Annotated in this window: 17 protein-coding genes; 8 read left to right on the forward strand and 9 right to left on the reverse strand. The window is 70.0% G+C overall.

Features of this window, described 5'->3' with window-relative positions:
- Nucleotides 1-73: 73 nt before the first annotated feature.
- From AC1Q7O_RS10450 to AC1Q7O_RS10485, 8 genes are all read right to left on the reverse strand, one after another.
- Nucleotides 74-2347: a putative bifunctional diguanylate cyclase/phosphodiesterase gene (locus AC1Q7O_RS10450; RefSeq protein ID WP_492661626.1), complete on the reverse strand. Its 2274-nt coding sequence runs from the start codon at nucleotides 2345-2347 to the stop codon at nucleotides 74-76.
- A gap of 110 nt (nucleotides 2348-2457) precedes the next feature.
- The gene (locus tag AC1Q7O_RS10455; protein ID WP_492661625.1) at nucleotides 2458-3840 is read right to left on the reverse strand and encodes a glycoside hydrolase family 30 protein; all 1383 of its coding nucleotides are present in this window, start codon (nucleotides 3838-3840) and stop codon (nucleotides 2458-2460) included.
- 268 nt (nucleotides 3841-4108) lie between these two features.
- A complete protein-coding gene (locus tag AC1Q7O_RS10460) occupies nucleotides 4109-5164 on the reverse strand; it encodes an ABC transporter ATP-binding protein (protein ID WP_492661624.1) in 1056 nt (351 codons plus the stop codon).
- Nucleotides 5161-6024, reverse strand: a complete 864-nt coding sequence (locus AC1Q7O_RS10465) for a carbohydrate ABC transporter permease (protein WP_492661623.1) — start codon at nucleotides 6022-6024, stop codon at nucleotides 5161-5163. The genes AC1Q7O_RS10460 and AC1Q7O_RS10465 overlap by 4 nt, the downstream gene beginning before the upstream one ends.
- Nucleotides 6024-6899: a carbohydrate ABC transporter permease gene (locus AC1Q7O_RS10470; protein ID WP_492661622.1), complete on the reverse strand. Its 876-nt coding sequence runs from the start codon at nucleotides 6897-6899 to the stop codon at nucleotides 6024-6026. The genes AC1Q7O_RS10465 and AC1Q7O_RS10470 overlap by 1 nt, the downstream gene beginning before the upstream one ends.
- Nucleotides 6900-6908: 9 nt before the next feature.
- Nucleotides 6909-8144, reverse strand: coding sequence for an ABC transporter substrate-binding protein (locus tag AC1Q7O_RS10475; protein ID WP_492661621.1), 1236 nt, complete (start codon nucleotides 8142-8144; stop codon nucleotides 6909-6911).
- A gap of 135 nt (nucleotides 8145-8279) precedes the next feature.
- Nucleotides 8280-9635 (reverse strand): GH1 family beta-glucosidase, encoded by a 1356-nt coding sequence (locus tag AC1Q7O_RS10480; RefSeq protein ID WP_492661620.1) that lies wholly within the window; start codon nucleotides 9633-9635, stop codon nucleotides 8280-8282.
- Between the two features lie 61 nt (nucleotides 9636-9696).
- Nucleotides 9697-12420 (reverse strand): TonB-dependent receptor, encoded by a 2724-nt coding sequence (locus AC1Q7O_RS10485; protein WP_492661619.1) that lies wholly within the window; start codon nucleotides 12418-12420, stop codon nucleotides 9697-9699.
- A gap of 184 nt (nucleotides 12421-12604) precedes the next feature.
- On the opposite strand from AC1Q7O_RS10485, the gene AC1Q7O_RS10490 reads away from it, so the two are divergent.
- The 8 genes from AC1Q7O_RS10490 (at nucleotide 12605) to AC1Q7O_RS10525 (ending at nucleotide 23446) form a co-directional block, all read left to right on the forward strand.
- Nucleotides 12605-14539 (forward strand): glycoside hydrolase family 3 protein, encoded by a 1935-nt coding sequence (locus AC1Q7O_RS10490; RefSeq protein ID WP_492661618.1) that lies wholly within the window; start codon nucleotides 12605-12607, stop codon nucleotides 14537-14539.
- 31 nt (nucleotides 14540-14570) lie between these two features.
- Nucleotides 14571-15593: a LacI family DNA-binding transcriptional regulator gene (locus AC1Q7O_RS10495; RefSeq protein WP_492662695.1), complete on the forward strand. Its 1023-nt coding sequence runs from the start codon at nucleotides 14571-14573 to the stop codon at nucleotides 15591-15593.
- A 171-nt stretch (nucleotides 15594-15764) separates the two neighbouring features.
- On the forward strand, nucleotides 15765-17051 hold the full coding sequence (locus AC1Q7O_RS10500) for a tryptophan--tRNA ligase (protein WP_492661615.1): 1287 nt from the start codon (nucleotides 15765-15767) through the stop codon (nucleotides 17049-17051).
- A gap of 1 nt (nucleotide 17052) precedes the next feature.
- Nucleotides 17053-17637 carry an ECF-type sigma factor gene (locus AC1Q7O_RS10505; protein WP_492661614.1) on the forward strand — a complete coding sequence of 195 codons (585 nt, stop codon included), beginning with the start codon at nucleotides 17053-17055 and terminating at the stop codon, nucleotides 17635-17637.
- Nucleotides 17637-20486 carry a serine/threonine-protein kinase gene (locus tag AC1Q7O_RS10510; protein WP_492661613.1) on the forward strand — a complete coding sequence of 950 codons (2850 nt, stop codon included), beginning with the start codon at nucleotides 17637-17639 and terminating at the stop codon, nucleotides 20484-20486. The genes AC1Q7O_RS10505 and AC1Q7O_RS10510 overlap by 1 nt, the downstream gene beginning before the upstream one ends.
- A 138-nt stretch (nucleotides 20487-20624) precedes the next feature.
- The gene (locus AC1Q7O_RS10515; protein ID WP_492661612.1) at nucleotides 20625-22319 is read left to right on the forward strand and encodes an AMP-binding protein; all 1695 of its coding nucleotides are present in this window, start codon (nucleotides 20625-20627) and stop codon (nucleotides 22317-22319) included.
- An 86-nt stretch (nucleotides 22320-22405) separates the two neighbouring features.
- Entirely contained in the window at nucleotides 22406-22840 is a 435-nt protein-coding gene (locus AC1Q7O_RS10520; RefSeq protein WP_492661611.1) for a putative Ig domain-containing protein, read from the forward strand.
- Nucleotides 22841-23044: 204 nt separating this feature from the next.
- Entirely contained in the window at nucleotides 23045-23446 is a 402-nt protein-coding gene (locus tag AC1Q7O_RS10525; RefSeq protein WP_492661610.1) for a hypothetical protein, read from the forward strand.
- Between the two features lie 11 nt (nucleotides 23447-23457).
- On the opposite strand, the gene AC1Q7O_RS10530 is transcribed toward AC1Q7O_RS10525, so the two are convergent.
- The gene (locus tag AC1Q7O_RS10530; protein WP_492661609.1) at nucleotides 23458-24375 is read right to left on the reverse strand and encodes a substrate binding domain-containing protein; all 918 of its coding nucleotides are present in this window, start codon (nucleotides 24373-24375) and stop codon (nucleotides 23458-23460) included.
- Between the last annotated feature and the right edge of the window lie 150 nt (nucleotides 24376-24525).

Below are 24525 nucleotides of genomic sequence, written 5' to 3' on the forward strand. Positions count from 1 at the left end.
GGGTTGCGGGAGGTCTCGACAACCCCAGCTTCCCAAATCAGGGACGGATGAACAACCTATCGGAACGTCACAGCTAGGCGCCCGACGCAGGCTCGCCGGCGCGGGCCAGCAGCGCACCGGCCGCGTCCGCCAGCAGCGGGCGCGACAGCAGCCAGCCCTGCAGGTGCGTGCAGCCCAGCCGCTCCACCTCGGCGGCGTGGGCCTCGGTCTCCACGCCCTCGGCGACGATGGCCAGGCCCAGCGCCTCGGCGACGACGCAGGCCGCGCGCACCACGGCGCCGGCTGACGGCTCGGGCAGCGGGTCGATCATGCTGCGGTCCAGCTTCAGCGTCGTGATGGGCAGGCGGCGCAGCAGCGTCAGCGAGCTCTGGCCGGTGCCGAAGTCGTCGAACGCGACGCCCAGGCCGGCCTGGCGCAGCCGCTCCAGCTGCGGCAGCACGCGGTCCATGTGGGTCATCGCGGCGGTCTCGGTGATCTCCACCTCCACCAGCCGCGGGTCCACGCCATGGGCCTGTACCAGCCCCAGCACCCAGTCGGCAAAGCCCACGTCCTCGAACTGCAGCGGCGAGACGTTGACGGCCACCGGCAGCGTCGCCAAGCCCTGCTGCTGCCAGATGCGCTGCTGCTGCACGGCCTGGCGCAGGATCAGCGCCCCCAGCGCGACGATCTGGCCGGTGCGCTCGGCAGCGGGGATGAAGTCGGCCGGGCTGACGCGGCCACGGCCCGGGCGCTGCCAGCGCACCAGCGCCTCGAAGCCGGCCAGGCGGCGCGCGCCGGCGCCGTACTTGGGCTGGTAGTCCAGCTGGAATTCGCCCTGCTCGATGGCCGCGGCCAGCGCCTGCTCGATCTCCAGCAGGCCGCCGGCGCCGGCCGCCATGCCGGGCTGGAAGGCCACCGCCGCCGCGCCGGCCTGCTGCTTGGCCTGGTGCATGGCCACGTCGGCCGCGCTCAGCAGCGCGGTGCCGCCCTGGCCGTGCGCCGGGTAGCGCGCAATGCCGACCGACAGGTGCACATACAGCGCGCGGTGGCCCACCACGAAGGGCGCGTTCATCAGTGCCAGCAGCCGCTGGCCGGCCAGCCCGGCGGCGGTGTCGTCGCCCACGCCGGGCTGCAGCAGCAGGAACTGGTCTTCGCCCAGCCGGGCCAGCATCACGTCGGGTGGGTAGGCGCCGCGCAGCCGCGCGGCGATGGCCTGCAGCAGCGCGTCGCCGGTCTCGTGGCCCAGGCTTTCGTTGACGAGCTGGAAGCGGTCCAGGTCGGCGGACAGCAGCGCAAAGCCTGGGCTGCCCGGCTGAGTCAGCTCGGCCAGCCGGGCCAGCGCGGCGTGGCGGTTGGGCAGGTCGGTGAGTTCGTCGTGCAGCGCCTGGCGGCGCAGCGCCTCGGTGGCACGCTGACGCTCGGTGTCGTCCAGCATCAGCACCAGCAGCGCCGGGCTGCCCTCCCACTCGAAGTAGCTGGACGTGCCGCGCACGAAGATCGCGCTGCCGTCGCTGCGCAGGCGCTCGCCTTCCCAGGCGATCTGGCCACCGCGCTGCTGCAGCAGCTGGGCGTTGCGCGCCCGCGTCTGCTCGACGTCGGCCGGCGCGATGACGGACTCGATGGACCGGCTGTCGCCCAGGCGGTCCACGCCGAACATCGCCAGCGCAGCGGGGTTGGCGTAGACCGCCTCGCCGTCCTTCACGACGACCAGGCCCTGCATGGACTGCTCGTAGAGCTGCCGCAGCCGTGCGTTGACCTGGCCAGTCTCGTGGTGGGCGCGCCGCACGGACAGCAGGATCAGCGCCATGGCCAGCGCCACGTGCACGTAGGTGCCGAGGATGTGGGTGAGGATGGAGCGGGCCAGCGGGTCCAGCGCGGGGCCGCTGAGGTGCACCAGCCCCGACGCGATGAAGCAGGCGGCGACAAAGCGCTCGGAGCGCGCGCCGCCACGCCACAGCCACGAGGCCGCCAGCCAGGCGCCGCTGGTCAGCACCAGGGCCGCGACGACGACGGCGTAGCGCTGGTCCAGCAGCGCCAGCGCCAGGATGACGCCCAGCAGCGCGCCGAACAGCGGCGCGTTGCGCGCCCAGCGCCAGGGCCGGCCGCTGTAGCGCGCCGCGCCGGCGAGCTCCAGCGCCAGCGACGCGATGATGCAGGCGGTGGCGACCGTGGCCTGCGCCTGGTAGTGCAGCGAGTTCAGGTCGGGCGGCGCCAGCGCCACGCCCAGCGTGAGGCCCAGCGCCAGCGTCACGTGGCTCCAGCCCCAGTCGCTGATGTGCGGATGGCCCGGCTCCAGCCGCGCCAGCACCAGCAGCGCCACGCCCAGCATGGCGATCAGGCTGGTGCTGATCAGCAGGAACCCCGTCATCGGCCCATCCTAGCGACGGCATGCCTGCCCGCGCCAGGGGGTGAAAGTTCCCGGTCAGCGCTGCGGTGACACGTCGCGCGGGCCGGCGCCTGCCGCCACCCCTGTGGGCATCACCAGGTGAAGGTCACGACGCCGCTGGCCGGCAGCTCGTACGCAAAGCGCCGGCCCGGCGCCTGCACCGTGAAGCGCTGTGCCTTGGCGGCGGAGTTGCTGACGATGAGCACGGTGCTGCCGTCGGGGTTGGTGAAGGCGACATGGTCGATGCCCTGGGCGCCGCCCTCGGAGTCGACACGGCGCGCGTCGCGGCGCACGAAGCGGCTGGCGTGGCCGAAGGCGTAGTACTCGATGTTGCGCGTGACGCTGCCGTCCTTGGGGTCGATGGTGACGACGCCGCGGCAGTCCTTGCAGCCGCCCAGGTGCGGGCCGTGCTTGGGGTCCAGCGCCAGGTTCCACATCAGCACGCCACGCGCGCCGTGGCGCGTGCTGCCGATGATGAGGTTGCGCATCATCCACGGCAGCGTCTCGTCCCATTGCGGCTTCCATTCGCCGCCGGAGCATTCGGTGAACCAAACGTCCAGCTCGGGGAATTGCCGGGACACCTGCGACTGCGCGGACACGTCGCCCGCGTAGCAGTGCCAGGCCACGCCCGACACGTACTGGCGCGCCGTCGCGTCGGACAGCATGGACAGCGGGCTCCAGGGCTCGTCCCAGTTGTGGTCCCACTCCAGGATCTGCGTCTTCATGCCCTTGGCCTGCAGCAGCGGGCCCAGGTGCTTGCCGACGACCTCGGCGCGGGTGCGCGGCGTCATACGCATGCCGGGGTAGTCGCCGGGCTCGAAGTGCGGTTCGTTCTGCAGCGTCAGCGCGAAGATGGGCACACCGGCGGCCTTCATCTCGTCGACGTAGCGCACCATGTACCTGGCGAAGCTGCCGTAGTGCTCGGGCTTGAGCTGGCCCTGCACGAGGCTGTCGGTCGTCTTCATCCAACCCGGCGCGCTCCACGGCGACGCCATGACCTGCAGCTGCGGGTTCAGCGCCAGCGCCTGCTTCGTGGCGGGGATGACGTCCTCATGCTCGCGGGCGAGCGAGAAGTGCCTGAGCTCCGGATCGGTCTGGCCCGGGGGCATGTCGTCCAGGCTGTAGTGGTGGCGCGAGAAGTCGGAGGCGCCGATGGTCAGCCGCGTCAGGTCGAAGCCCACGCCATTGCCTTCGCGCGTGAACAGCTCCTTCATCAGCGCGTCGCGCTGCGCCGGGCTCATGCCGTTGCGCATCAGCCAGGCCGAGCCCTCGGTGATGGCTGCGCCGAAGCCGGCCATGCGCTGGTACTGGCGCTGGGGGTCGATGCGGATGACGGCATCGGCCTTCGCGGGCGCGGCGACGGCGCTGGGCGACAGCAGGTGCTGCTGGTCGCCGGTGGTCAGGAAGGCCCGTACAGGTGCAGCGTTAGCACCGAAGGCGCAGGCAGTCGCAACCGCCAAAAGGAGATGTTTCATGGTTAGGGCCTGTTCAGGCTACGGAAATCGGTGCGAGAGGGGCTGCGCGGGCGCAGGGCTAGGCGTGGGCCGCAGCCCGGGCTAAGGCCCGGGCAAGGGTCGAAACAACGCCCTGCGCCCGCGCAGCCCCTCTCCCGAAGGGTTGTCACTTAAAAACCCGCGCGCAGCGTTGCGAAGCCTCGCCGGGGGCATACCCCGGCTTCGTTTCGCGCCTTGCTCGCGGGTTTTGAAGTGGCAACGCATCCGATCTCCGTAGCCTGAACAGGCCCTAGCCCAGTCGGAGTTCGCTGGTCGCGTCGAACACGCTCAGCAGGGATTCGTCGATGTCGAAGGCCAGCGTCTCGCCGGCAGTGATGCGCTGGCCGTCGTGCACGACCACCGAGAAGCCCTGGTCGCCGGACTTCATCCAGACGACCTGGTGGTTGCCCATGGGCTCGACCAGCTCCACGGTGGCGCGCCAGCGGCCGTCGGCCTGCAGGCGCACATGCTCGGGGCGGATGCCCAGCACGACGCTCTGGCCCGGCTTCACGCGGCCGGCGGCGAGCTTCAGCGCCAGCGTGCCGTCGAGCGTCACGCCATCGGCGCCCACCTTGGCCGGCACGAGGTTGATGGCCGGCGCGCCGAGGAAGCCGGCGACGAACAGGTTGGCCGGCGTCTCGTAGACCTCGGCGGGTGTGCCGATCTGCTGGATGACGCCGCTCTTCATGACGACGATGCGCGAGGCCAGCGTCATCGCCTCGACCTGGTCGTGCGTCACGTAGATCATCGTGCTGCCCAGGTTCTGGTGCAGCAGCTTGAGCTCGCGGCGCAGCTCGGCGCGCAGCTTGGCGTCGAGGTTGGACAGCGGCTCGTCGAACAGGAACACGCCGGCCTCGCGCACCAGCGCGCGGCCGATGGCCACGCGCTGGCGTTGCCCGCCGGACAGCTGGGCCGGCTTGCGGTTCAACAGCGGCGTGAGTTGCAGCATGTCGGCGGCCTTCTCGACGCGGCGCGTGATCTCGGCCTTGGGCGTGCCGGCCACGCGCAGGCCGAAGCTCATGTTCTTCTCGACGGTCATCGTCGGGTACAGCGCGTAGCTCTGGAACACCATGCCGATGCCGCGCTCGCTCGGCTCGGCCTCGGTCATGTCCTGCCCGCCGATGTGGATGCTGCCGCCGCTCACGTCGATGAGGCCGGCGATGCTGTGCAGCAGCGTGGACTTGCCGCAGCCCGAGGGCCCCAGCAGCACGAGGAACTCGCCCTCAACGACCTGCAGGTCCAGCCCCTTGATGACTTCGTTGGCGCCGAACTTGATGCTCAGGCCCTGGATGTTCACACCACTCACTTGACCGCTCCCGCAGCAATGCCACGGACGAACCAGCGGCCAGAAATCAGATAGACCAACAAGGGCACCGCCGACGTGAGGATGGTCGCGGCCATGTTGAGGTTGTAGAGGCGCTCGCCGGTCGTCGTGTTGATGACGTTGTTGAGCTGCACCGTCATCGGCTGGTTCTCGCGGCCGGCGAAGGTCAGGCCCAGGATGTAGTCGTTCCACACGCCGGTGATCTGCATGATGGCCGCGACGATGAGCATGGGCGTGGACATCGGCAGCACCAGCTGGATGAAGATGCGCCAGAAGCCGCCGCCGTCCACGCGCGCCGCCTTGAACAGCTCGCTCGGCAGGCCCGCGTAGTAGTTGCGGAACAGCAGCGTCATGATGGGCATCGCGAACACCAGGTGCACGAACACGATGCCGGGCAGGCTGCTGTAGATGCCGATGGCCGCCTCCAGCTTGACGAGCGGATAGATCATCACCTGGATGGGGATGAAAGCGCCCATCATCAGCACGCCGAACAGCCACTGGCTGCCCTTGGGTTTCCACCAGCTCAGTGCATAGCCGTTGATGGCGCCCAGCAGGATGGGCAGCACGACGGACGGCACGGCGATGGTGACGGAGTTCCAGAACCCGCCGCGCACGCCATCGCAGCTGACGCCGGTGCAGGCCTCGCTCCACGCGGCACGCCAGGCGTCGAAGGTGATGCTGGACGGCAGCGCAAAGATCTGGCCGAGGCGGATCTCCTCCATGCTCTTGAACGACGTCGTCAGCATGACGTACAGCGGCAGCAGGAAGAAGGCGGCGGCGAAGGCGAGGAAGGCGTAGACGCCGACCCGCGCCCACAGGGCGGTGGCTTTCTTGCGGGCCATCAGTGGCCTCCCTTCACAGCCTGACGGCTGCGGGCATAGGCCAGCGGCGCCACGAGGGCGAGCACGGTCAGCAGCAGCATGACGGCACCAGCAGAGGCCAGCGCCAGGTTGGCGCGGCCGAACAGGTGGTCCATGATGAACTTGGCGGGCACGTCGCTAGCTGTGCCGGGGCCGCCCTGGGTCATCGCGACCACGGTGTCGAACACCTTGACGACGCCGGTGGCCAGCAGCGTGAAGACGGTCGCCAGCGTCGGGCCCATCATGGGCAGCACGACGGAGAGATACACGCGCCAGGTGGGGATGCCGTCCAGCCGCGCGGCCTTCCAGATCTCCTCATCGATGCCGCGCAGGCCGGCCAGCATCAGCGCCATCACAAGGCCTGCCCCTTGCCAGGTGCCGGCGATGACGACGGTGTAGATGACCATGTCCTGGTCGACGATCCAGTCGAACGTGAAGTCGGTCCAGCCCATCTGCTGCACCGCGTTCTGCAGGCCGCTGTCAGGGTTGAGTACCCACTGCCAGACCAGGCCCGTCGCAACGAAGGACATCGCATAGGGATACAGGAAGGCGGTGCGCAGCACGCCCTCGCCGCGCACCTTCTGGTCGATGAACACGGCCAGCAGGAAGCCCAGCACCATGGCCGCGACGATGTAGAGCACGCCGTAGACGGCGAGGTTGTGGATGGCGAGCTGCCAGCGCTCGTTGTCCAGCAAGCGCTCGAACTGCTGCAGGCCGACGAAGTCGTCCTTGGGGAAAGTGCGCGAGCTGGACATGGACGTGCGCAACGTCCACAGCACGGTGCCGACATAGCCAACACCCACGATGAGGGCCAGGGGCAGCAACGCGCCCCAGGCCGCGAGACCACGGCGTTTCATGTCGGGCCCTCAGTTCCGCAGAGCCGACACGATGTCCTTCTGGACCTTCTCGACCGGGATGTTGCGGTTCCAGTAGCTGGTCAGCACGTCCTGCAACGCGCCGTTCTGGTCGGGCGTGATGTAGATCTCGCCGTTGGCCAGGTGGCGCGACTTGTCCTTCATCGCCGCCACGCCCATCTGCGCGCAGAGGTCCATCTTGCTGACGTCCACGTCGGTGCGGATGGGGATAGAGCCCTTCTTGATGCTGAACGCGACCTGCGTGGCCGGCTGCGTGATGACGCTGGCCAGCAGCTGCTGGGCCTTGATCTGATCCGGCTTGTTCGTCTTCGGGAACACCATCACGTCGCCCTGGATGATGTAGGGTGCCTGCGGGCCGAAGCCCGGCGCGCAGCCGTAGTCCTTGCCGGCCTCCTGCTTGGCCTGGGCGAACTCGCCCTTGGCCCAGTCACCCATGATCTGCACGCCGGCACGGCCGCTGATGAGCATGGCGGTGGCGTCGTTCCAGTTGCGGCCGGGCGAGCCCTTGTCGGTGTAGCTCTGCAGGCGCTTGAACGCCAGCAGCACCTTCTTGAACGCCTCGCCCTGGATGGCCTTGGGGTCGCGGTCCTTGAAGACCTTCAGGTACAGGTCGCGGCCGCCGAAGTGGGCCAGCGTGGCGGTGAAGACGATGCCGTCCTGCCAGGGCTGGCCGCCGTGGGCCAGCGGCACGAGGCCGGCGGCCTTGAGCTTGTCCAGCGCAGCGAACAGTTCGTCGAAGGTCTTGGGTTCTTCCGCGATGCCGGCCTTCTTGAAGGCGGCCTTGGAGAACCAGAACCAGCTCATGTTGTGGATGTTGACCGGCGCGGCGTAGAAGTGGCCGTTGACCTTGATGGCGCTAAGCACGGCCTCGGGCAGGAACTTGTCCCAACCGTCGCGCTTGGCCACATCGTCGACGTTGTTCAAGTAGCCCTGCTCGACGATGTCGCGGAACTGCTGCGTGGTGTTGAACTGCGCGGCGGTCGGCGGGTTGCCGCCGGCGATGCGGTTGATGGCGACGGAGCGCGCCTGCTCACCCAGCGCGACGGCGGTGTCCACCCACTGGCCGCCCTGGGCCTTGTAGGCCTCGGCCAGCGTCTTGGCCGCGGCGGACTCGCCACCGGACGTCCACCAGTGGATGACTTCGGCCTTCAGCGGCGCCTGGGCGGCAGCCGGCAGGGCGGCCACGGCGAGGGCGGCGGCGAGCAGGGCGAGGCGGGGGTACTTCATCTTGTCTCCGGATTCTTGTGGGCGGCGAGGCCCGCAGTGTCACCCGCGGCGGCAAAACCGACCTGCGGGATGACCCTGTAATATTTCATTTAGAAACCGCCCATTCCCACGAACAGGCGGCTTGCATCGCGTTAATTATTCGTTCAGAAATTGGCCGTACCAGAGGCCGGAATCCTTCAGGATGCGGCGCTGGGTGGGGTAGTCCACATAGGCCAGGCCGAAGCGGCGCAGGTAGCCCTCGGCCCACTCGAAGTTGTCCAGCAGGCTCCAGGCGAAGTAGCCCTTCACCGGCACGCCGGCGTCCACGGCCTGCTTCAGCGCGGCCAGGTGGCGCTGCAGATAGGACAGGCGCTCCTTGTCGTGCACGCGGCCTTCGGGCGTCAGCACGTCCTCGAAGGTAGAGCCGTTCTCGGTCAGCTGGATGACGGCGGGGTTGTAGTCGCGCTGCACGCGGGTCAGCAGGTCAACCAGGCCTTGCGGCGACACCTCCCAGCCGAAGCCGGTGCGCTCGACGCCGTGCTTCTCGACGAGGCTGGCGCGCATCGGGCCACCCGTCTTCGGATCAGGATCGTCCTTCACCATCTCGGGGAAGTAGTAGTTCACGCCGAGGAAGTCGGTGGGCGTGGCGATGGCGTCCAGGTCACCGGGCAGCACGGTCGGGGCGGCGTCGCCGACGAGTGCCAGCGTGTCCGCCGGATAGCCGCGGCCGAACAGCGGGTCCAGGAACCAGCGGTTGCGCAGGCCGTCGTGGCGCTGCAGCGCGGCGGCGTCCTCGGCGCTGTCGCTGGCCACGGTGATGGGATGCAGGCTCAGCGTGATGCCGATGTCGGCGCCGGCCACGTTCTTGCGGATGACGGGAATCGCCTGGCCGTGGGACAGCAGCACGTGGTGGCTGGCCTGCAGCGCGTCGGCAAAGCTCTTGCCGCCGGGCGCATGCACGTTTTCCCAATAGCCCATCATGCAGGAGCACCACGGCTCGTTGTGCGTGATCCAGTGCTTGACGCGGTCACCCAGGCGGCGGGTGACGATGTCGGTGTATTCGACGAACGCGGCCACGGTGTCGCGCGACAGCCAGCCGCCCTGCTCCTGCAGCGCCTGCGGCAGGTCCCAGTGGTAGAGCGTGCACCAGGGGTCCAGGCCACGTTCGAGCATGGCGTCGACGAGGCGGTCATAGAACGCCAGGCCGGCCTCGTTCACGGCGCCGCGGCCACTCGGGAGAATGCGCGGCCAGGCGATGGAGAAGCGGTAGGCGTTGACGCCCATCTTCTTCGCCATGTCCAGGTCCTGCGGGTACAGGTGGTAGTGGTCGCAGGCCACGTTGCCGTTGGCGCCGTCGCGGATGCGGCCCGGCTCCTTGCAGAAGCGGTCCCAGATCGACTCGCCCTTGCCGTCTTCCTGGCCGGCGCCTTCGATCTGGAAGGAAGAGGTGGACACGCCCCAACGGAAGTCGGCGGGGAAGTCTTTGCGGGTTGGGGCGGTGTTGGAGCTCATGCTTCGGATGTGGGGGCGCCGGCGGTGAAGCCGGCGCGGTTTCAGGAACAGGGAAATCAGATCAGAACTTGTACGTGCCGCCCATCAGGAACTGCCGCCCGTAGTGCGTGAAGCGTTCCGGCAGCGTGGAGTTCGGGTCGCTGGCACCGGACGAGATGCCCACCCGCGTGCGGTAGGGACGGTCGCGCAGGTTGTTGACCTGGAGCGTCAGCGACAGACCCTTGAAGGCGCCGGTCTCGAACGCGTAACCCACCTGGGCATCGATGATGGTTTCGCCGGAGATCTGGCTGGGCACGTTCTCGCCGAAGGTGCCGCGCACCGTCGTCGTGAACGGCGAGCGGTGGCGGCTGCCGACGCGGGCCGAGAGGCCGTCGCGCTCGTAGTAGACGGTGAAGTTCGTCGACACGCCCGACAGGCCATCCAGTGGCTTGCTGGGGTTGTTGTCCTCATGGATGGAGCTGCGCGTGTTGGAGTAGCTCAAGGACACGCCGATGCCGTCCAGCGCCGGGTTGAACAGGCCGCCGTCGATGGAGCCGCTCAGCTCCGTGCCGGCGATCATGCCGCCCTTGCCGTTGACGGGCCGGTTCAGCGTGCCGATGTTGCTGGTCGGCGGGTTCGGCGTCGGGTTGGGGAAGCCGGTGAAGTCGAAGTCCACGCCCATGCCGCTGACGGAGCTCTTGACGTTCTTGTGGAAGGCCGCCGCCGCCACGTAGCTGCGCTTGCTGAAGTAGTGCTCGACGGACACGTCCACCGCGTCGGCGCGCCACGGCTCCAGCGCCGGGTTGCCGGCGTTGCCGGACCACAGGAAGGGTGCCGTACCGCTGAGGCTGTACGACATGCCGGAGCGCATGTCCTCCATGTTGGGCCGTGCCAGCACCTTGGCCGCAGCGAAGCGCGCCACGGTCTTGTCGGTCAGGTCAGCCGACAGGTTGATGCTGGGCAGCACGTCGGTGTAGCTGGTGCCGCCGCTGATCGGGTCACCCTTCTTGGTGACCGGGTTCCACAGCATGCCGTCGCTGGACTGCTGGGCCCGCACCACGCGCAGACCCAGCGTGCCGTGGATGGGGAAGCGCAGCTCGGTGTCGAAGCTCAGCTTGGCGTGCGCCGCCGTGACTTTCTCGTGCACCTGCCAGATGCGGCCCGGCGCCTGGTCGACCGAGGCGGGCACCGCGTCGTACAGGCCCAGCGCGCTCGGCACGTCGAAATTGACCATGCGGATGGGGCTGCCGGCGAAGCTCAGGTCGGTCGGCGTGCGCAGCAGGTTGGCGGGGATGAGCACCGGCGCGCGGTTGTTCTTGAGGTTGTAGTAGACCTCCTGGCGGTTCATGCTCTTGTCGCGCTCGGAGTAGTCGACGCCGGCTTCAAAGCTGTTGAAGAAGCCCTCGAACGCACGGCCCACCGTGAACTTCAGCGCCTTCATCTCGTCGCCCACCTTGGGGAACTGGCTGCGGCCGTCGCGGCCCCAGTTCGGCGGGTCGGCCAGCACGACCTTGCTGCCGTCGCCGTAGTCGAACGCCGGATGGAAGGTGGAGATGCCGTCGCCGGTGGCGATGTTGACGGAGCCCAGGCTGACGCGCGTGGGCGCGCCGGCGGCCAGCTCGGCGTTCTGCTCGTCGCGCTTGGCCTTGGACCAGCTCAGGTCGGCCATCAGCTTCCAGTCGGCCAGCTTCAGCTCGTTGTTCCAGCCAAGGGCGCGCACGTCGTCCTTGCGTTTATTGAAGGATGTCAGCGCGACCGGGTTGACGTTGTTGACGGCGCCGCTCGTGACGAGCTTGTCGCCGTTGACCATCGTCGTCTGCGCACCGCTCCAGCTGGCGCCGGCCCAGACGGACATGTCCGCCATCACCGTGCGGCGCGACTCGGTCTGGTTGAACCTGGAGTAGTAGAAATCCAGCGTGCTGTGGAAGCCGTTGCCGGGCTTGTACTCCAGCACGCCCATCAGGCCGTCGCGCTTCTGGCGCGACGACGCCACGCCCAGCTCGAAGCCCTGCAGCGCGACGGAGTCATCCGGCGTGCCCGGCAGTGGCGAGCCCCAAACCTTGGTGTTGGCCCACCACCAGCTCTTGTAGTGCTGCTCCTGGTTGGGCGAATCGAGGTGGGCAAAGCCCACGGCCGCGCCCCAGGTGCGGTCGGCCGACTGCGTCACGTAGGACGCGCTCAGGCGGTTGCCGGTGCCCGAGATCTCGGGGTTCAGCGCGCCGTTGGAATTGCGCTCGACGCGCCCCCCGATGACGGCCATCGTCTTGCCGAAGTCCAGCGGCCGCAGCGTCTTCATGTTGACGGTGCCGGACAGGCCCTGCGCCGACAGGCTGGCGTCGGGCGTCTTGTAGACGGTGGCGGCGTTGATGAGCTCCGACGGGAACTGGTCGTACTCCACCGAGCGGTTGTCGCCGGTGGAGACGATCTCGCGGCCGTTCAGCAGCGTGACGCCGTAGCGCGGCGCCATGCCGCGGATGCTGATGACCGACGAGCGGCCGTTGACGCGCTGCGAGGTCAGGCCCGGCAGGCGCGAGATGGCGTCGGCGATGGACACGTCGGGCAGCTTGCCGATGTCTTCGGCCGAGATGGCCTCGACGATGGCGTCGGCGTTGCGCTTGGTGCTGATCGACGACTCGAGGCTGGCGCGGAAGCCCGTCACGGTAACGGTTTCCAGCCTCTGCTCGGCAGAGACCGGCGCGGTCTGGGCGAAGGCCGGCGCGGTGCACAGCCCCACGCAGAGGGCGGCGATGGGCGTGAGGCGCAGGCGCTGTTGCGGCGCCTGCAAAGGCAGGGCGAGGCGGGTCATGTTGTCAGTCTCCTGGGTCTGGTTCGTCTTGTTCGCTGGCCTGGATATCGGTTCAAATTGGAACCGGTTCCAAACGCGGCGCAAATCTAATTCGCCCGCCACCGCCTTGTCAACCGAAGCCGCCCAGGGGTTGACGTTTTTTTGCTTCACCCACTACCGTCGCGGCCCCACCCCCCCACCGCCCATGCCCCGCTCCATCCCTCTCCTTGCCGCCACCTTGCTGTGGTGTGCCGGCGCCACCAGCGCCCTGGCTGACACCGATGCCATCGTGCAGGCCTGGCCGGCGCGCCCGCCGCAGCGCGACGCCGCGCTGGAGGCCCGCGTGGAGGCCGCGCTGAAGACGCTGACCACGCGCCAGAAGGTCGGCCAGATCACGCAGCCCGAGATCCGCGCGATCACGCCGGACGAGGTGCGCGAGTACGCCATCGGCACCCTCCTCAACGGCGGCGGCGCCTGGCCCAACCTGGACAAGGCCGCCACGCCCGCGCAGTGGCGCGCGCTGTCGGAACAGTTTCAGGCCGCCGCACAGCAGGCCACGCCGGGCATTCCGCTGCTGTGGGGCACGGACGCCGTGCACGGCCACAACAACGTGCGCGGCGCCACCCTCTTCCCGCACAACATCGGCCTGGGCGCCACGCGCAATGCCGCCCTGGTGCGCGACATCGGCCGCGCCACGGCCCGCGCCGTGCGTGCGACGGGCCTGCACTGGGCGTTCGCGCCGACGCTGGCCGTCGTGCAGGACGTGCGCTGGGGCCGCACCTACGAGAGCTTCGGCGCCGACCCGGCACTGGTCCGCCAGCTCGGCCAGGCCGCCGTCGAAGGCCTGCAGGACGGCCTGAAGGACGGCCGCGGCGTGCTGGCCACGGCCAAGCACTACATCGCCGACGGCGGCACGCGCCGCGGCATCGACCAGGGCGTGGCGCACGCGTCCGCCACCGACCTCGCCCGCGTGCACGGCGCCGGCTACCTCGGCGCGCTGGACGCCGGCGTGCTGACCGTGATGGCCTCGTTCAGCAGCTGGACCGACAGCGCCGGCTACGTCGAGCACGGCAAGATGCACGGCAACAAGACGCTGCTGACCGACGTGCTGAAAGAGCGCCAGGCGTTCGACGGCCTCATCGTCAGCGACTGGGACGGCGTGGGCCAGGTGCCGGGCTGCACCGACGAGGACTGCCCCGCGTCCATCAACGCCGGCATGGACATCGTCATGGTGCCGTTCAAGTGGAAGGCGTTCCACGCCAGCACGCTGCGCGCCGTCGAGGACGGCCGCATTCCGATGAGCCGCCTGGACGACGCCGTGCGCCGCATCCTGCGCGTGAAGTTCAGCATGTCGGTGCCGACGACCGTGCCCGCCATGCTGGAGGCGGTGCAGGCGCCCGAGCTGGCGCGCCGCGCGGTGAGAGAGTCGCTGGTGCTGCTGAAGCACCAGCCCGGGCTGCTGCCGCTCAAGCGCACGGCCCGCGTGCTGGTGGTGGGCCCCGCGGCCGACAGCCTGGCCCGGCAGGCCGGCGGCTGGAGCGTGACCTGGCAGGGCCGCGACACGACGAACGCCGACTTCCCCCAAGGCACCACGCTGCTGGCCGCGCTGCGCCAGCGCCTGGGCGCGGGCCAGGTGACGTTCGACGCGGACGGCACGCGGCACGACCCCGCCCGCTTCGACGCCGTCGTGGCCGTCATCGGCGAGCCGCCCTACGCCGAGGGCGAGGGCGATGTGCGCGTCACCGAGAACCTGCGCCACAGCCGCCGCCAGCCGGCCGACCTGGCCTTGCTGCAGCAGGTGTCGGGCCGCGGCGCGCCGGTCGTCACGCTGCTGTTCTCGGGCCGGCCGCTGTACGTGAACGACCTCGCCAACAAGAGCGACGCCTTCATCGCCGCCTGGCTGCCCGGCACCGAAGGCACGGGGCTGGCCGACCTGCTTGTCGCGCCCGCCGCCGGCGAGCCGGCCTGGCCCGGCTTCACGGGCCGGCTGTCGTTCCCGTGGCCGGCCGGGCCCTGCCAGTTCAGCACGCGCGAGGCCCGGCCCTGGTGGCCCATCGGCGGCGGCCTGAGCGGTCGGGAAACGAAGACGGCGGCCAAGCCGCTGCCCGAGCCGACCGATCCCCCCATCTGCCCCCTGTGATTCAATCCGCCCCAACAAGAGCAGAGGGCGAATGGCAACGATCAAGGATGTGGCGCGGCTGGCCGGCGTGGGCGTGGGCACCGCATCGCGCGTCATCAGCGGAAACGGTTCCGTCGCGCCGGCCACGGCCGAGCGCGTGCGCAAGGTCATCGCGCAGCTGAAGTTCCGGCCGTCGCACACCGCACGCTCGCTCGGCGCCGGCACGTCCAAGCTGATCGGCGTCTACATCCCGTTCCTGCGCGGCACCTACTACACGCCCATCCTGCGCGTCATCGACACGGTGCTGCGCACGCAGGGCCTGCACATGGTGGTGGCGTTCGGCGAGGGCATCGAGGACGAGCGCGTCGAGACCAACGACGGCATGCGCTTCCTGCTGGACCGCGACTGCGACGGCCTCATCGTGCTGTCCAACGCGCTGCAGGACGAGGACCTGAAGGCGCTGGGCCCCGCGGCCCGCCAGGTGGTGGTGCTGAACCGCCACTTCGACCGCATCAAGGAACAGTGCTTCACGGCCGACCACGTGCAGGGCGGCGTGCAGGCGGCCCGCGCGCTGCTGCAGCACAAGCACAAGGACATCGCCGTTGTGTCCGGCCCGACGACGTCGCCCGACAACGTCGCCCGCCTGGCCGGCTTCATGGGCGAGCTGGCGCTGCGCGGCCATGACGTGTCCAAGGTGCTGACCGTGCCCGGCGACTTCTCCAACCAGGCCGGCTGGGACGCCGCCGACGTGCTGCTGAAGCTCAAGAAGCTGCCCACTGCCGTGTTCTGCGCCAACGACGAGATGGCCATCGGCCTGCTGGCCCACTTCCAGGAGCGCGGCGTGTCGGTGCCGCACCAGGTGTCGGTGCTGGGCTATGACGACTCGCCCAGCGCCGAGTTCGCCGCGCCGCGCCTCACCTCGGTGCACATCCCCAGCCACGAAGTCACGCTGGCGGGCCTGAACTGGCTGCTGAACCGCTGCTACGAGCTGGAGCTGCCCGTGTCGCGTCAGTTCGACATCACCGTGACCTGGCGCGCTTCCGTGGCTGCCCCCCGCCCAGTCGCCCGCCGCTGAACGCGGGGGCGCCTGGTCGGCCCCCCGAGGGGGCGGCGATGCGTTCGGCATGGAGCCGAACGCACATCGCCCGCGGGCCGGCTTGGGGCGGCCCGGCGCTCGGCCTCCGCTTTTCGCGGCATCGAAGCAGAGGCCACAATCCGGGCTGATCTTTTTCGGCCTGGCCTCTCCATGTCCCACCGCGTCCTGACCGGCATCACCACCACCGGCACCCTGCACCTCGGCAACTACGTCGGCGCCATCCGCCCGGCCATCGCCGCCAGCCGTGCGGCGGGCGTGGAGAGCTTCTTCTTCATGGCCGACTTCCACGCGCTGATCAAGTGCGACGACCCGGACCGCCTTGCCCACTCCAGCCGCGCCATCGCCGCCACCTGGCTGGCCGCCGGGCTGGACACCGACCGCGTCACCTTCTACCGCCAGAGCGATATCCCCGAGATCCCCGAGCTGACCTGGCTGCTGACCTGCGTGACGGCCAAGGGCCAGATGAACCGCGCCCATGCCTACAAGGCCGCCGTGGACGCGGCGGTGGCGGCCGGCGAGGAACCCGACGCCAACGTCAGCATGGGCCTGTTCAGCTACCCCGTGCTGATGGCGGCCGACATCCTGATGTTCAACGCGCACAAGGTGCCGGTGGGCAAGGACCAGATCCAGCACATCGAGATGGCCCGCGACGTGGCCCAGCGCTTCAACCACCTGTTCGGCCGCGGCCAGGCGCTGTTCACGCTGCCGGAGGCGGTGACCGATGCCGAGATGGAGCTGCTGCCCGGCCTGGACGGCCGCAAGATGAGCAAGAGCTATGACAACGTCATCCCGCTCTTCGAGGGCGGCGCCAAGGCGCTGCAGGACGCGGTGGCCCGCATCGTCACCGACAGCAAGCTGCCCGGCGAACCCAAGGACCCCGAGGGCCAGGCGCTCGTGACGATCTACGACGCCTTCGCGACGCCCGACGAGCGCGCCGCCTTCCGCGCCGCGCTGCGCGCCGGCCTGGGCTGGGGCGAGGCCAAGCAGCAGCTGGTGGCGCAGATCGAGGCGCAGATCGGCCCCATGCGCGCCCGCTACGCCGAGCTGATGGCTCACCCCGAGCAGCTGGAGGCCACGCTGCAGGCAGGCGCCGCCAAGGCCCGCGCCATCGCCGTGCCGTTCCTGAAGTCGCTGCGCGAAGCCGTGGGCCTGCGCCCCTACACGCAGACGGCCACCACCGCAGTCACCAAGAACGAGAAGGCCGCGCTGCCCGTCTTCAAGCAATACCGCGAGGCGGACGGCAAGTTCTACTTCAAGCTGCTGTCCGCCGGCGGCGAGCTGCTGCTGCAGAGCCATGCGTTCGAACAGGGCCGCGAGGCCGGCCAGTGGGTCGCACGTCTGAAGAAGGACGGCTGGGTGGCCGACGCGCCGGTGCAGCGCGAGGCCGCCGAGGCCGACGTCGCCGCGGCGCTGGCCGCGTTCCAGGACGATCACTGACGTGGTCACCACGCCCGCGATCACCGAGCTGCTGGCCGGCACCGCGCGCGGTGACGCCGCGGCGCTGCAGCAGCTCTATGCGGTGCTGTACCCCGAGATCAAGCGGGTCGCCCGCGTGCGGCTGGCGCAGAGCGGCCACGCGGCGGGGCTGAACACGACGGCGCTAGTGCACGAGGGCTTCCTGCGCATGGCCGACCAGCAAGGCCTGCAGGGCGACACGCGCGGCCAGTTCTTCTCCTACGTCGGCCGCGTGCTGCGCTCGGTCGTCATCGACCACCTGCGCACCGAGGGCCGAGACAAGCGCGGCGGCGACGCGGTCATGGTGACGCTGTCGGCTGCCGGCGACGTGGCCGCCGTGCAGAGCCAGGCGGTGGACCTGATCGGGCTGGACCAGGCGCTGGAACGCATGCGCGAGCTGGACCAGGGCCTGTACGAACTCATCGAGATGATCGGCTTCGCCGGCCTGTCCATCGCCGAGGTGGCCACGTTGCGCGACCTGTCCACGCGCAGCATCAACCGCGAGCTGCTGAAGGCGCGCGCGCTGCTGCAGGAGCTGCTGGGCGACCCGCCCAACACCGTGTACTGATGGCCGCCGGCTTGCTGGCCACCGACTGGCAGCGCCTGTCCGCGCTGTACGACGAGCTGGCCGAGCTGCCGCCCGCCGCGCGCGAGGCCCGGCTGGCCGCGCTGCAGCCGCCCGAGCTGGCGGCGCGCCTGGCCCGCATGCTGGCCAGCCTGCGCGATGACGACCTGACGGCCACGGCCGGCCTCGCCGGCTTCGAGCAGCAGCTGGCCGCCGCGCTGGCCGACACGCCCGGTGCCACGGCGCGCGCGCCGCAGGCCGGCGACCGCTTCGGTGCCTGGTGCCTGGCCGAGCTGCTGGGCGAAGGCGGCATGGGCCAGGTCTGGCGCGCCGAACGGGCCGACGGTCTCTACCAAGGCGAGGCCGCCATCAAGCTGCTGCGCGACGACGTGGCCGGCGGCGGCCTGGCGGCGCGCTTCGCCCGCGAGCGCGCGCTGCTGGGCCGGCTGACGCACCCCGGCATCGCGCGGCTGCTGGACGCCGGCGAGCAGGACGGCCGCGCCTTCCTCGTGCTGGAGTACGTGGCCGGGCGCACGCTGTCGGAGCATGTGCGCATGCACGACCTCGGGCTCACCGAGCGCGTGCGCCTGCTGGTGGACGTGGCGCGCGCGGTGGAGCACGCGCACGCGCAGCTCATCGTGCACCGCGACCTCAAGCCCAGCAACGTGATGCTGGACGAGGCCTACCCCTCGCCCGCGGGTACGCGGGCGGTCCCCCGGGGGGACGCTGCCGCCCTTGGGAGCGGCCCGGCGGGCGGCGGCCGCACCAAGCTGCTGGACTTCGGCATCGCCGGCCTGCTGGACGACTCCGGCCAGCAGGCCGACAGCCAGCTCACGCAGCTGGCCGGCCGGCGGCTGACGCCGGCCTATGCGGCGCCCGAGCAGATCACCGGCGGCGCCATCGGCGTGGCCGCCGACATCTACTCGCTGGGCGTCATGCTGTACGAGCTGGCCAGCGGCCAGCTGCCGTTCGGCAAGCGCGGCCTCAGCCGCACGGCGCTGGAGCATGCGGTGCTGCACGGCCAGGCGCAGCGCCTGTCGCGCACCACCGGCGCCGACACCGGCGGCAGCGACGCCGGCCCCGGCCGGCCGCGCGACGCGCAGCGTGCCGCCGGCGACCTGGAGGCCGTGGCCGCCAAGGCGCTGCGCCGTGACCCGGCCCAGCGCTACGCCAGCGTGGGCAGCTTCATCGACGACCTGGAGCACTGGCTGGCGCAGCGCCCCGTCAGCGTGCGCGCCGAGGACTGGCGCCACCGCGTGCGGCTGTGGACGCGGCGCAACCTGGCGCTGGCGGTGGGCGGCGCGGCCGTGTTCGCAACGCTCAGTGCCGGCCTGGCCACCAGCCTGTGGCAACGCAACCAGGCCCAGGCCGCCGCCCGCCAGAGCGAGGAGGTCACGCGCTACCTGACCGAGCTGCTGGCGTCGGCCAACCCCGACCGGCACGGCGGCCGCATGCCCACCATCTTCGACGTGCTGGAGAAGAGCCGCGCCGAGCTGCGCCAGCGCTTCGCCGGCGACGACGCCACCTACACCCGCGTGCTGGACGTGATGGTGGCGACCTACTCGGACATGAACCGCCACGACATCGCCATCCCGCTGGCGCAGGAGCTCATCACCGTCAGCGCGCGGCAGTGGGGCGAGGCCGACGAGCGCACGCTGACCGCGCGGCTGCGGCTGGCGCGCATCTACACGGCGCTGAACTCGCCGCTGGAGGTCATCGCGCTGGGCGAGCCGCTGCTGCCGCAGCTGTCGCGGGCGCGGCCGGGCTCCGAGCAGGAGAACGACCACGTCAACCTGCTGTACCAGCTCATCGTGGCCTACGCCGGCGCGGCGCGCTTTGCCGACGCCGAGGCGGCGCACGCGCAGGCCTGGCCCATCGTGCAGCGCCAGTACAAGCCGGCCGACTTCGAGTACCCGTACTACAACACCTACCTCTACCAGCTGCGCATGGCCGAGGGCCGGCTGCTGGACGCCGAGCGGCTCATCGAGGCCACGCGCGCCTCCTGGGCCACGGCGCCGCCGCACCGCGCGCGCTTCGTGACGCGCTCGCGCCAGCACCTGTGGAACGTGCAGGCGCGGCTGGGCCGCCCCGAGGGCACCCCGGAAACCGCGCGCAAGCTGGTTGCCGACATGGACGCGCTGCTGGGCCCCGGCAACTCCAGCAGCCAGCGCATGCGCGCCGATCTGGCGCGCCACTTCGTCGAGCGCGGTGACTACGCGCAGGCCGTGCAGGTGCACGAGGCCATGGCGGCCGGCCTGCCGCCCGAGGCCGCCCGCCACCCCACGCTGCGGCTGCCGCGCGAGACCGCCGCGCTGCTGGCCCGCGCGCTGGCCCAGCCCGACCGCGCGGGCGACTGGCTGCCCGCCGCGCACCGGCTGGCGGACGAGCTGGCGCACAGCCACGACATCAGCGGCCCGCCGTGGGCAGAGGCCGGCCTGGCGCTGGTGCGCGTGGGCCTGCGGCTGGGCGATCTCGAGCTCGCGGCCCGCGCGCTGGCGCCGCTGCAGGATCTGCAGGCCCAGCCCTGGCTGGGCATTCACCGCCAGCTGCAGAGCCGTGTCGCCCAGCTGGCAGGCGAGCTGGCCCGCGCCCGCGGCGACCGCGATGCCAGCCTGGCTGGGCTGCGCGAGCGCGTCGCCGTGCTGGACGCGCTGCCCGCGCCGCAAGGCCTGCCGCACTGGCGCGCCCAGCTGGACCTGGCGGCCAGCCTCGTGGGCACGCCCGATGCGCCGGCGGCGCTGGCGCGCGCCGATGCACTGCGGCCGCCCTGGCTGCAGCAACATCCGCTGGACGCGTTGCGCGCCGAGCTGGGCCGCAGCCAGTGGCGGCCGCAGTGGGCCGGTCAGTTCTGAGCGCGGGCGCCCGTTTCTAGAGTCCTTGCCCTACAGAAACTGGGCAGGTCATCACGCCAGAACGTGTTTACCCGCAGGGGAAGGCCGTTACCTCGCGGTAACTTCGCAGGTCCGAAAAGAACGTCGAAGGAGACACCCATGGCCACCATCGCCGCCGACCAGCTTGCGCTGCCCCGCCTGTATCACTGGGAGCGCACCGCCGGCAACGCCGTCACGCTGACACAGCCCATGGGCGGCACGGAGGTGAAGGACTTCACCTGGGCCCAGGTGGGCGACCAGGTGCGCCGCATGGCCGCGTTCCTGAAGGCCAAGGGCCAGGCCGAGGGCTGGCCGGCCGATGCCAAGGTGGCCATCCTGTCCAAGAACTGCGCCTGGTGGCTGATGAGCGACCTCGCCATCTGGATGGCCGGTTATGTCAGCGTGCCGCTGTACCCGACGCTGGCCCCCGAGACGATCTCGCAGATCCTGGAACACAGCGAGTCGCGCTTCGTCTTCATCGGCAAGCTCGACGGCTGGGAAGGCATGAAGCCCGGCGTGCCGGCCGGCCTGCCCGGCGCCAGCTACGTGCTGTCGCCCGACGACGCGAAGCAGACCTACGAGAGCTGGGACGCCATCTGTGCCCGCACCGAGCCCATGAAGGACTCGCCGCAGCGTGGCGCCGACGAGCTCTGCACGCTGATTTACACGTCCGGCACCACCGGCCTGCCCAAGGGCGTGATGCACACATTCGGCGCCTTCGCCTGGGCGGTGCACTCGGGCCTCAAGCGCATCCCGATGACGGGCTCGGACCGCATGCTGTCCTACCTGCCGCTGGCCCACGTCGTGGAGCGCACGCTGGTGGAGCATGGCTGGCTGGCGCGCGGCATCAAGATCTTCTTCGCCGAGTCGCTGGACACCTTCACGGCCGACCTACAGCGGGCGCTGCCCACCGTGTTCTTCTCGGTGCCGCGCCTGTGGGTGAAATTCCAGCAGGGCATCCAGGCCAAGATGCCGCAGCAGAAGCTCAACAAGCTGCTGCGGCTGCCGATCATCGGCGGGTTGGTGCGCAGGAAGGTGCTCAAGGCGCTGGGCCTGAACGAATGCAAGTTCGCCGCCGGCGGCGCCGCGCCTATGCCGGTGGCGCTGCTGGAGTGGTACGCCACGCTGGGCCTGCACATCAACGAGGGCTACGGCATGACCGAGAACCTCGCGCTGTCCCACCTGACGCTGCCCGGCAAGAACCAGCGCGGCACCGTGGGCCCGGCCTACGAAGGCGTGCAGGTGCGCATCGACGCCGCCACGGGCGAGCTGCAGATGCGCAGCCCGGCCGTCATGCTGGGCTACTACAAGGCGCCCGAGCAGACCCGCGACAGCTTCACCGAGGACGGCTGGCTGCGTACCGGCGACAAGGCCAGCCAGGACGCTGACGGCTGCGTGCGCATCACTGGCCGCGTGAAGGACCTGTTCAAGACGAGCAAGGGCAAGTACGTGGCGCCCGCCCCCATCGAGGACCGCCTGGGCATGAACCCCAATGTGGAGGCCTGCTGCGTGGCTGGCGCCAACATGGGCCAGCCGGTGGGCATCGCGATGCTGTCGCCGCAAGGCCTGCAGCGCGCCGCCAGCGACGCCGCCGGCCTGCAGGCCGAGCTGGCCCAGCACCTGGAAGCCGTCAACGCGCGGCTGGACCCGCACGAGCAACTGGACACGCTGGTGCTCATCAAGACGCCGTGGACCGTGGACAACGGCTTCATCACGCCCACCTTCAAGGTCAAGCGCAACCGCGTGGAAGAGGCTTACGGCGGCAAGCTGGAAGGCTGGGTAGGCAAACGCGCGAAAGTGCAATTTGGGGACTGAGCCTCGCAAGAGCGAATTCAATCTGAAGTCGCAACTTCGCCTGCGAAACTTGGGGGGCTAACTCTGACTCCACGCACCACGTATTCATGCGATTTCCTAGCTTCTTTGTATCCCTAGGCTTGGCTGCATTGCTAGCAAGCTGTGGCGGCGGCGGTGGCGGCCCGTCCGACTCAAACCCGACCGTCAAACGCTGCTCAGACACCTATTCCTTCGCGCCGCGCTGGTACCTCAACGGCAGCTTTGCTCCCACTCAACGGCTCGACGGCAAGGTGGGCGAAGCGTTCCGAGCGACGCTGGAGCTGAAGGATTTGCAACCTGCCGCGTGCGTGGGCCTGCAGTCCTTCCAACTGGGTCCCGGCGTCACGCTGCCCCGCGGCTTGCAGCTGGACACTGCGACGGGCACGGTCTCAGGCGTACCGCTTGAAGCGAAGGAACTGGCCGGCACATCGGTGGTCGAAGTGGTGTTTCCAGGCTTCAACACGGGCACCACGGCGTTAACGACCCTATCGATTGCGCCCTGATTGCAGCATTGCCAAAGGGCATGGCAGGCGGCATCGTGCCGCTGCACGATATCCCTAGCCTTGGTCTGACTAGCTTGCGCGCCAATTGGCAGCCCGCTGAGTGCCGACGAGGCGGGAGAGTGCAGTGATTGAAGCCCTCAGCGCTGAGGATGCCGCTTCGCCTCTGATGGCGACAATGCCTCGGTCCCACCTGCAGGAGCGCGCATGGCCATCAGCATCGACTGGAAGGGCAAAGGATTCGCCTCGGCGCCGGAGCAGAAAACTGCCCCGCCGGGTGGACTGGTGATGTACCGCGCGTGGGGGGCAAGCAGCAGCGAATGGGGGTCAGGGTTCTTTTCGCTGGAGAAACCGACCTCCGTGCTGGACGCCGAACTGCGCTTCAACATCGCAGACTGGGGCAATGGCGTCCATTTCATCTCCACCTTCTGCCTGAAAGAAGGTCACGCCTATTTCGTCGGCCCCGTCGCCCACGGCCCCCAGGATCTGTCGCGCGCAGGCACGCAGGTCTTTGTCCACTCACCGCTGGCGGTCAAGGTCGAACTGCAGAAGCATCGCGAGGTGTTGCGACACGATGTGACCGTGGTCCAGCGGACCGGCAACGTCTGACTTGCCGTGCGTCACCCGCGCCAGTACTCCACCCGCCCGTAATGCGCCCGCAGATGCTCCACCCACAGCCTCGTCCGCAGCGGCAGGTGGCGTGACTGCGGGAACACGGCGTAGATGCCGTTGGGCGGCGCGGCGAAGTCGTCCAGCACGGTGACGAGCCGGCCGGCTGCCAGGTCGGCCTCCACCTCCCAGGTGCTGCGCCACGCGATGCCCAACCCCTGCACGCACCAGTCGTGCAGCACCTGGCCGTCGCTGCAGTCCAGCCGGCCTTGTGCGCGGGTCTCGGGCCGCAGGTGCTGCACCGCGCCGTCGACCTGGAAGGCCCAGCCGCGCACCTGGCTGGCTTCGGAACTCAGCGTCAGGCAGGCATGCCGCGCCAGTTCGTCGGGGTGGCGCGGCACGCCGGCGCGCTTCAGGTAGCCGGGCGACGCGACGCACAGCCGCCGGTTGTCGGCCAGCCGCGTGCTGACGAGGCTGGAGTCCGGCAGGTCGCCCACGCGCACGGCGCAGTCGAAGCCCTCGTGCACGATGTCCACGACGCGGTCGCTGAGGTTCAGCGACAGGCTGAGTTCGGCATGCTCGGCGAGGAACGCCGGCACCAGCGGCGCCACGTGGCGGCGGCCGAAGCCGGCCGGCGCTGTCACGCGCAGATGGCCGCTGGCCTTCAGGCCGCCGGCGCTCACCGCGGCCTCGGCGTCGGCCAGCGACGCGATGAGGCGCTGGCAGTCCTCCAGGAAGGCCTGGCCCTCGGGCGTCAGCGTCAGCCGCCGCGTCGTGCGCAGCATCAGCTTGACGCCCAGCCGCGCCTCCAGCGCGTCCAGCCGCCGGCCCATGACGGCGGGCGCCAGCCCTTCCGCCGCCGCCGCCGCCGTCAGGCTGCCCTTGGCCGCCACGAGCACGAAGGACTCCATCTGCTTGAGCTTGTCCATGTGCCGATTGTGCTGACTGACGAACGCAAAGACAGCATTTTCACGCCCCATCTTTGCGTTTTCGTCACAGATTCCCTGCGTGCACGGCTGCGAATCGAGGGCTCGCGCGGCGGCAAGATGCACGGCAATCTCTCGTCGATTTCACAGCGT

It is taken from the genome of Roseateles sp. GW823-FHT07B05 (genome assembly GCF_058794515.1).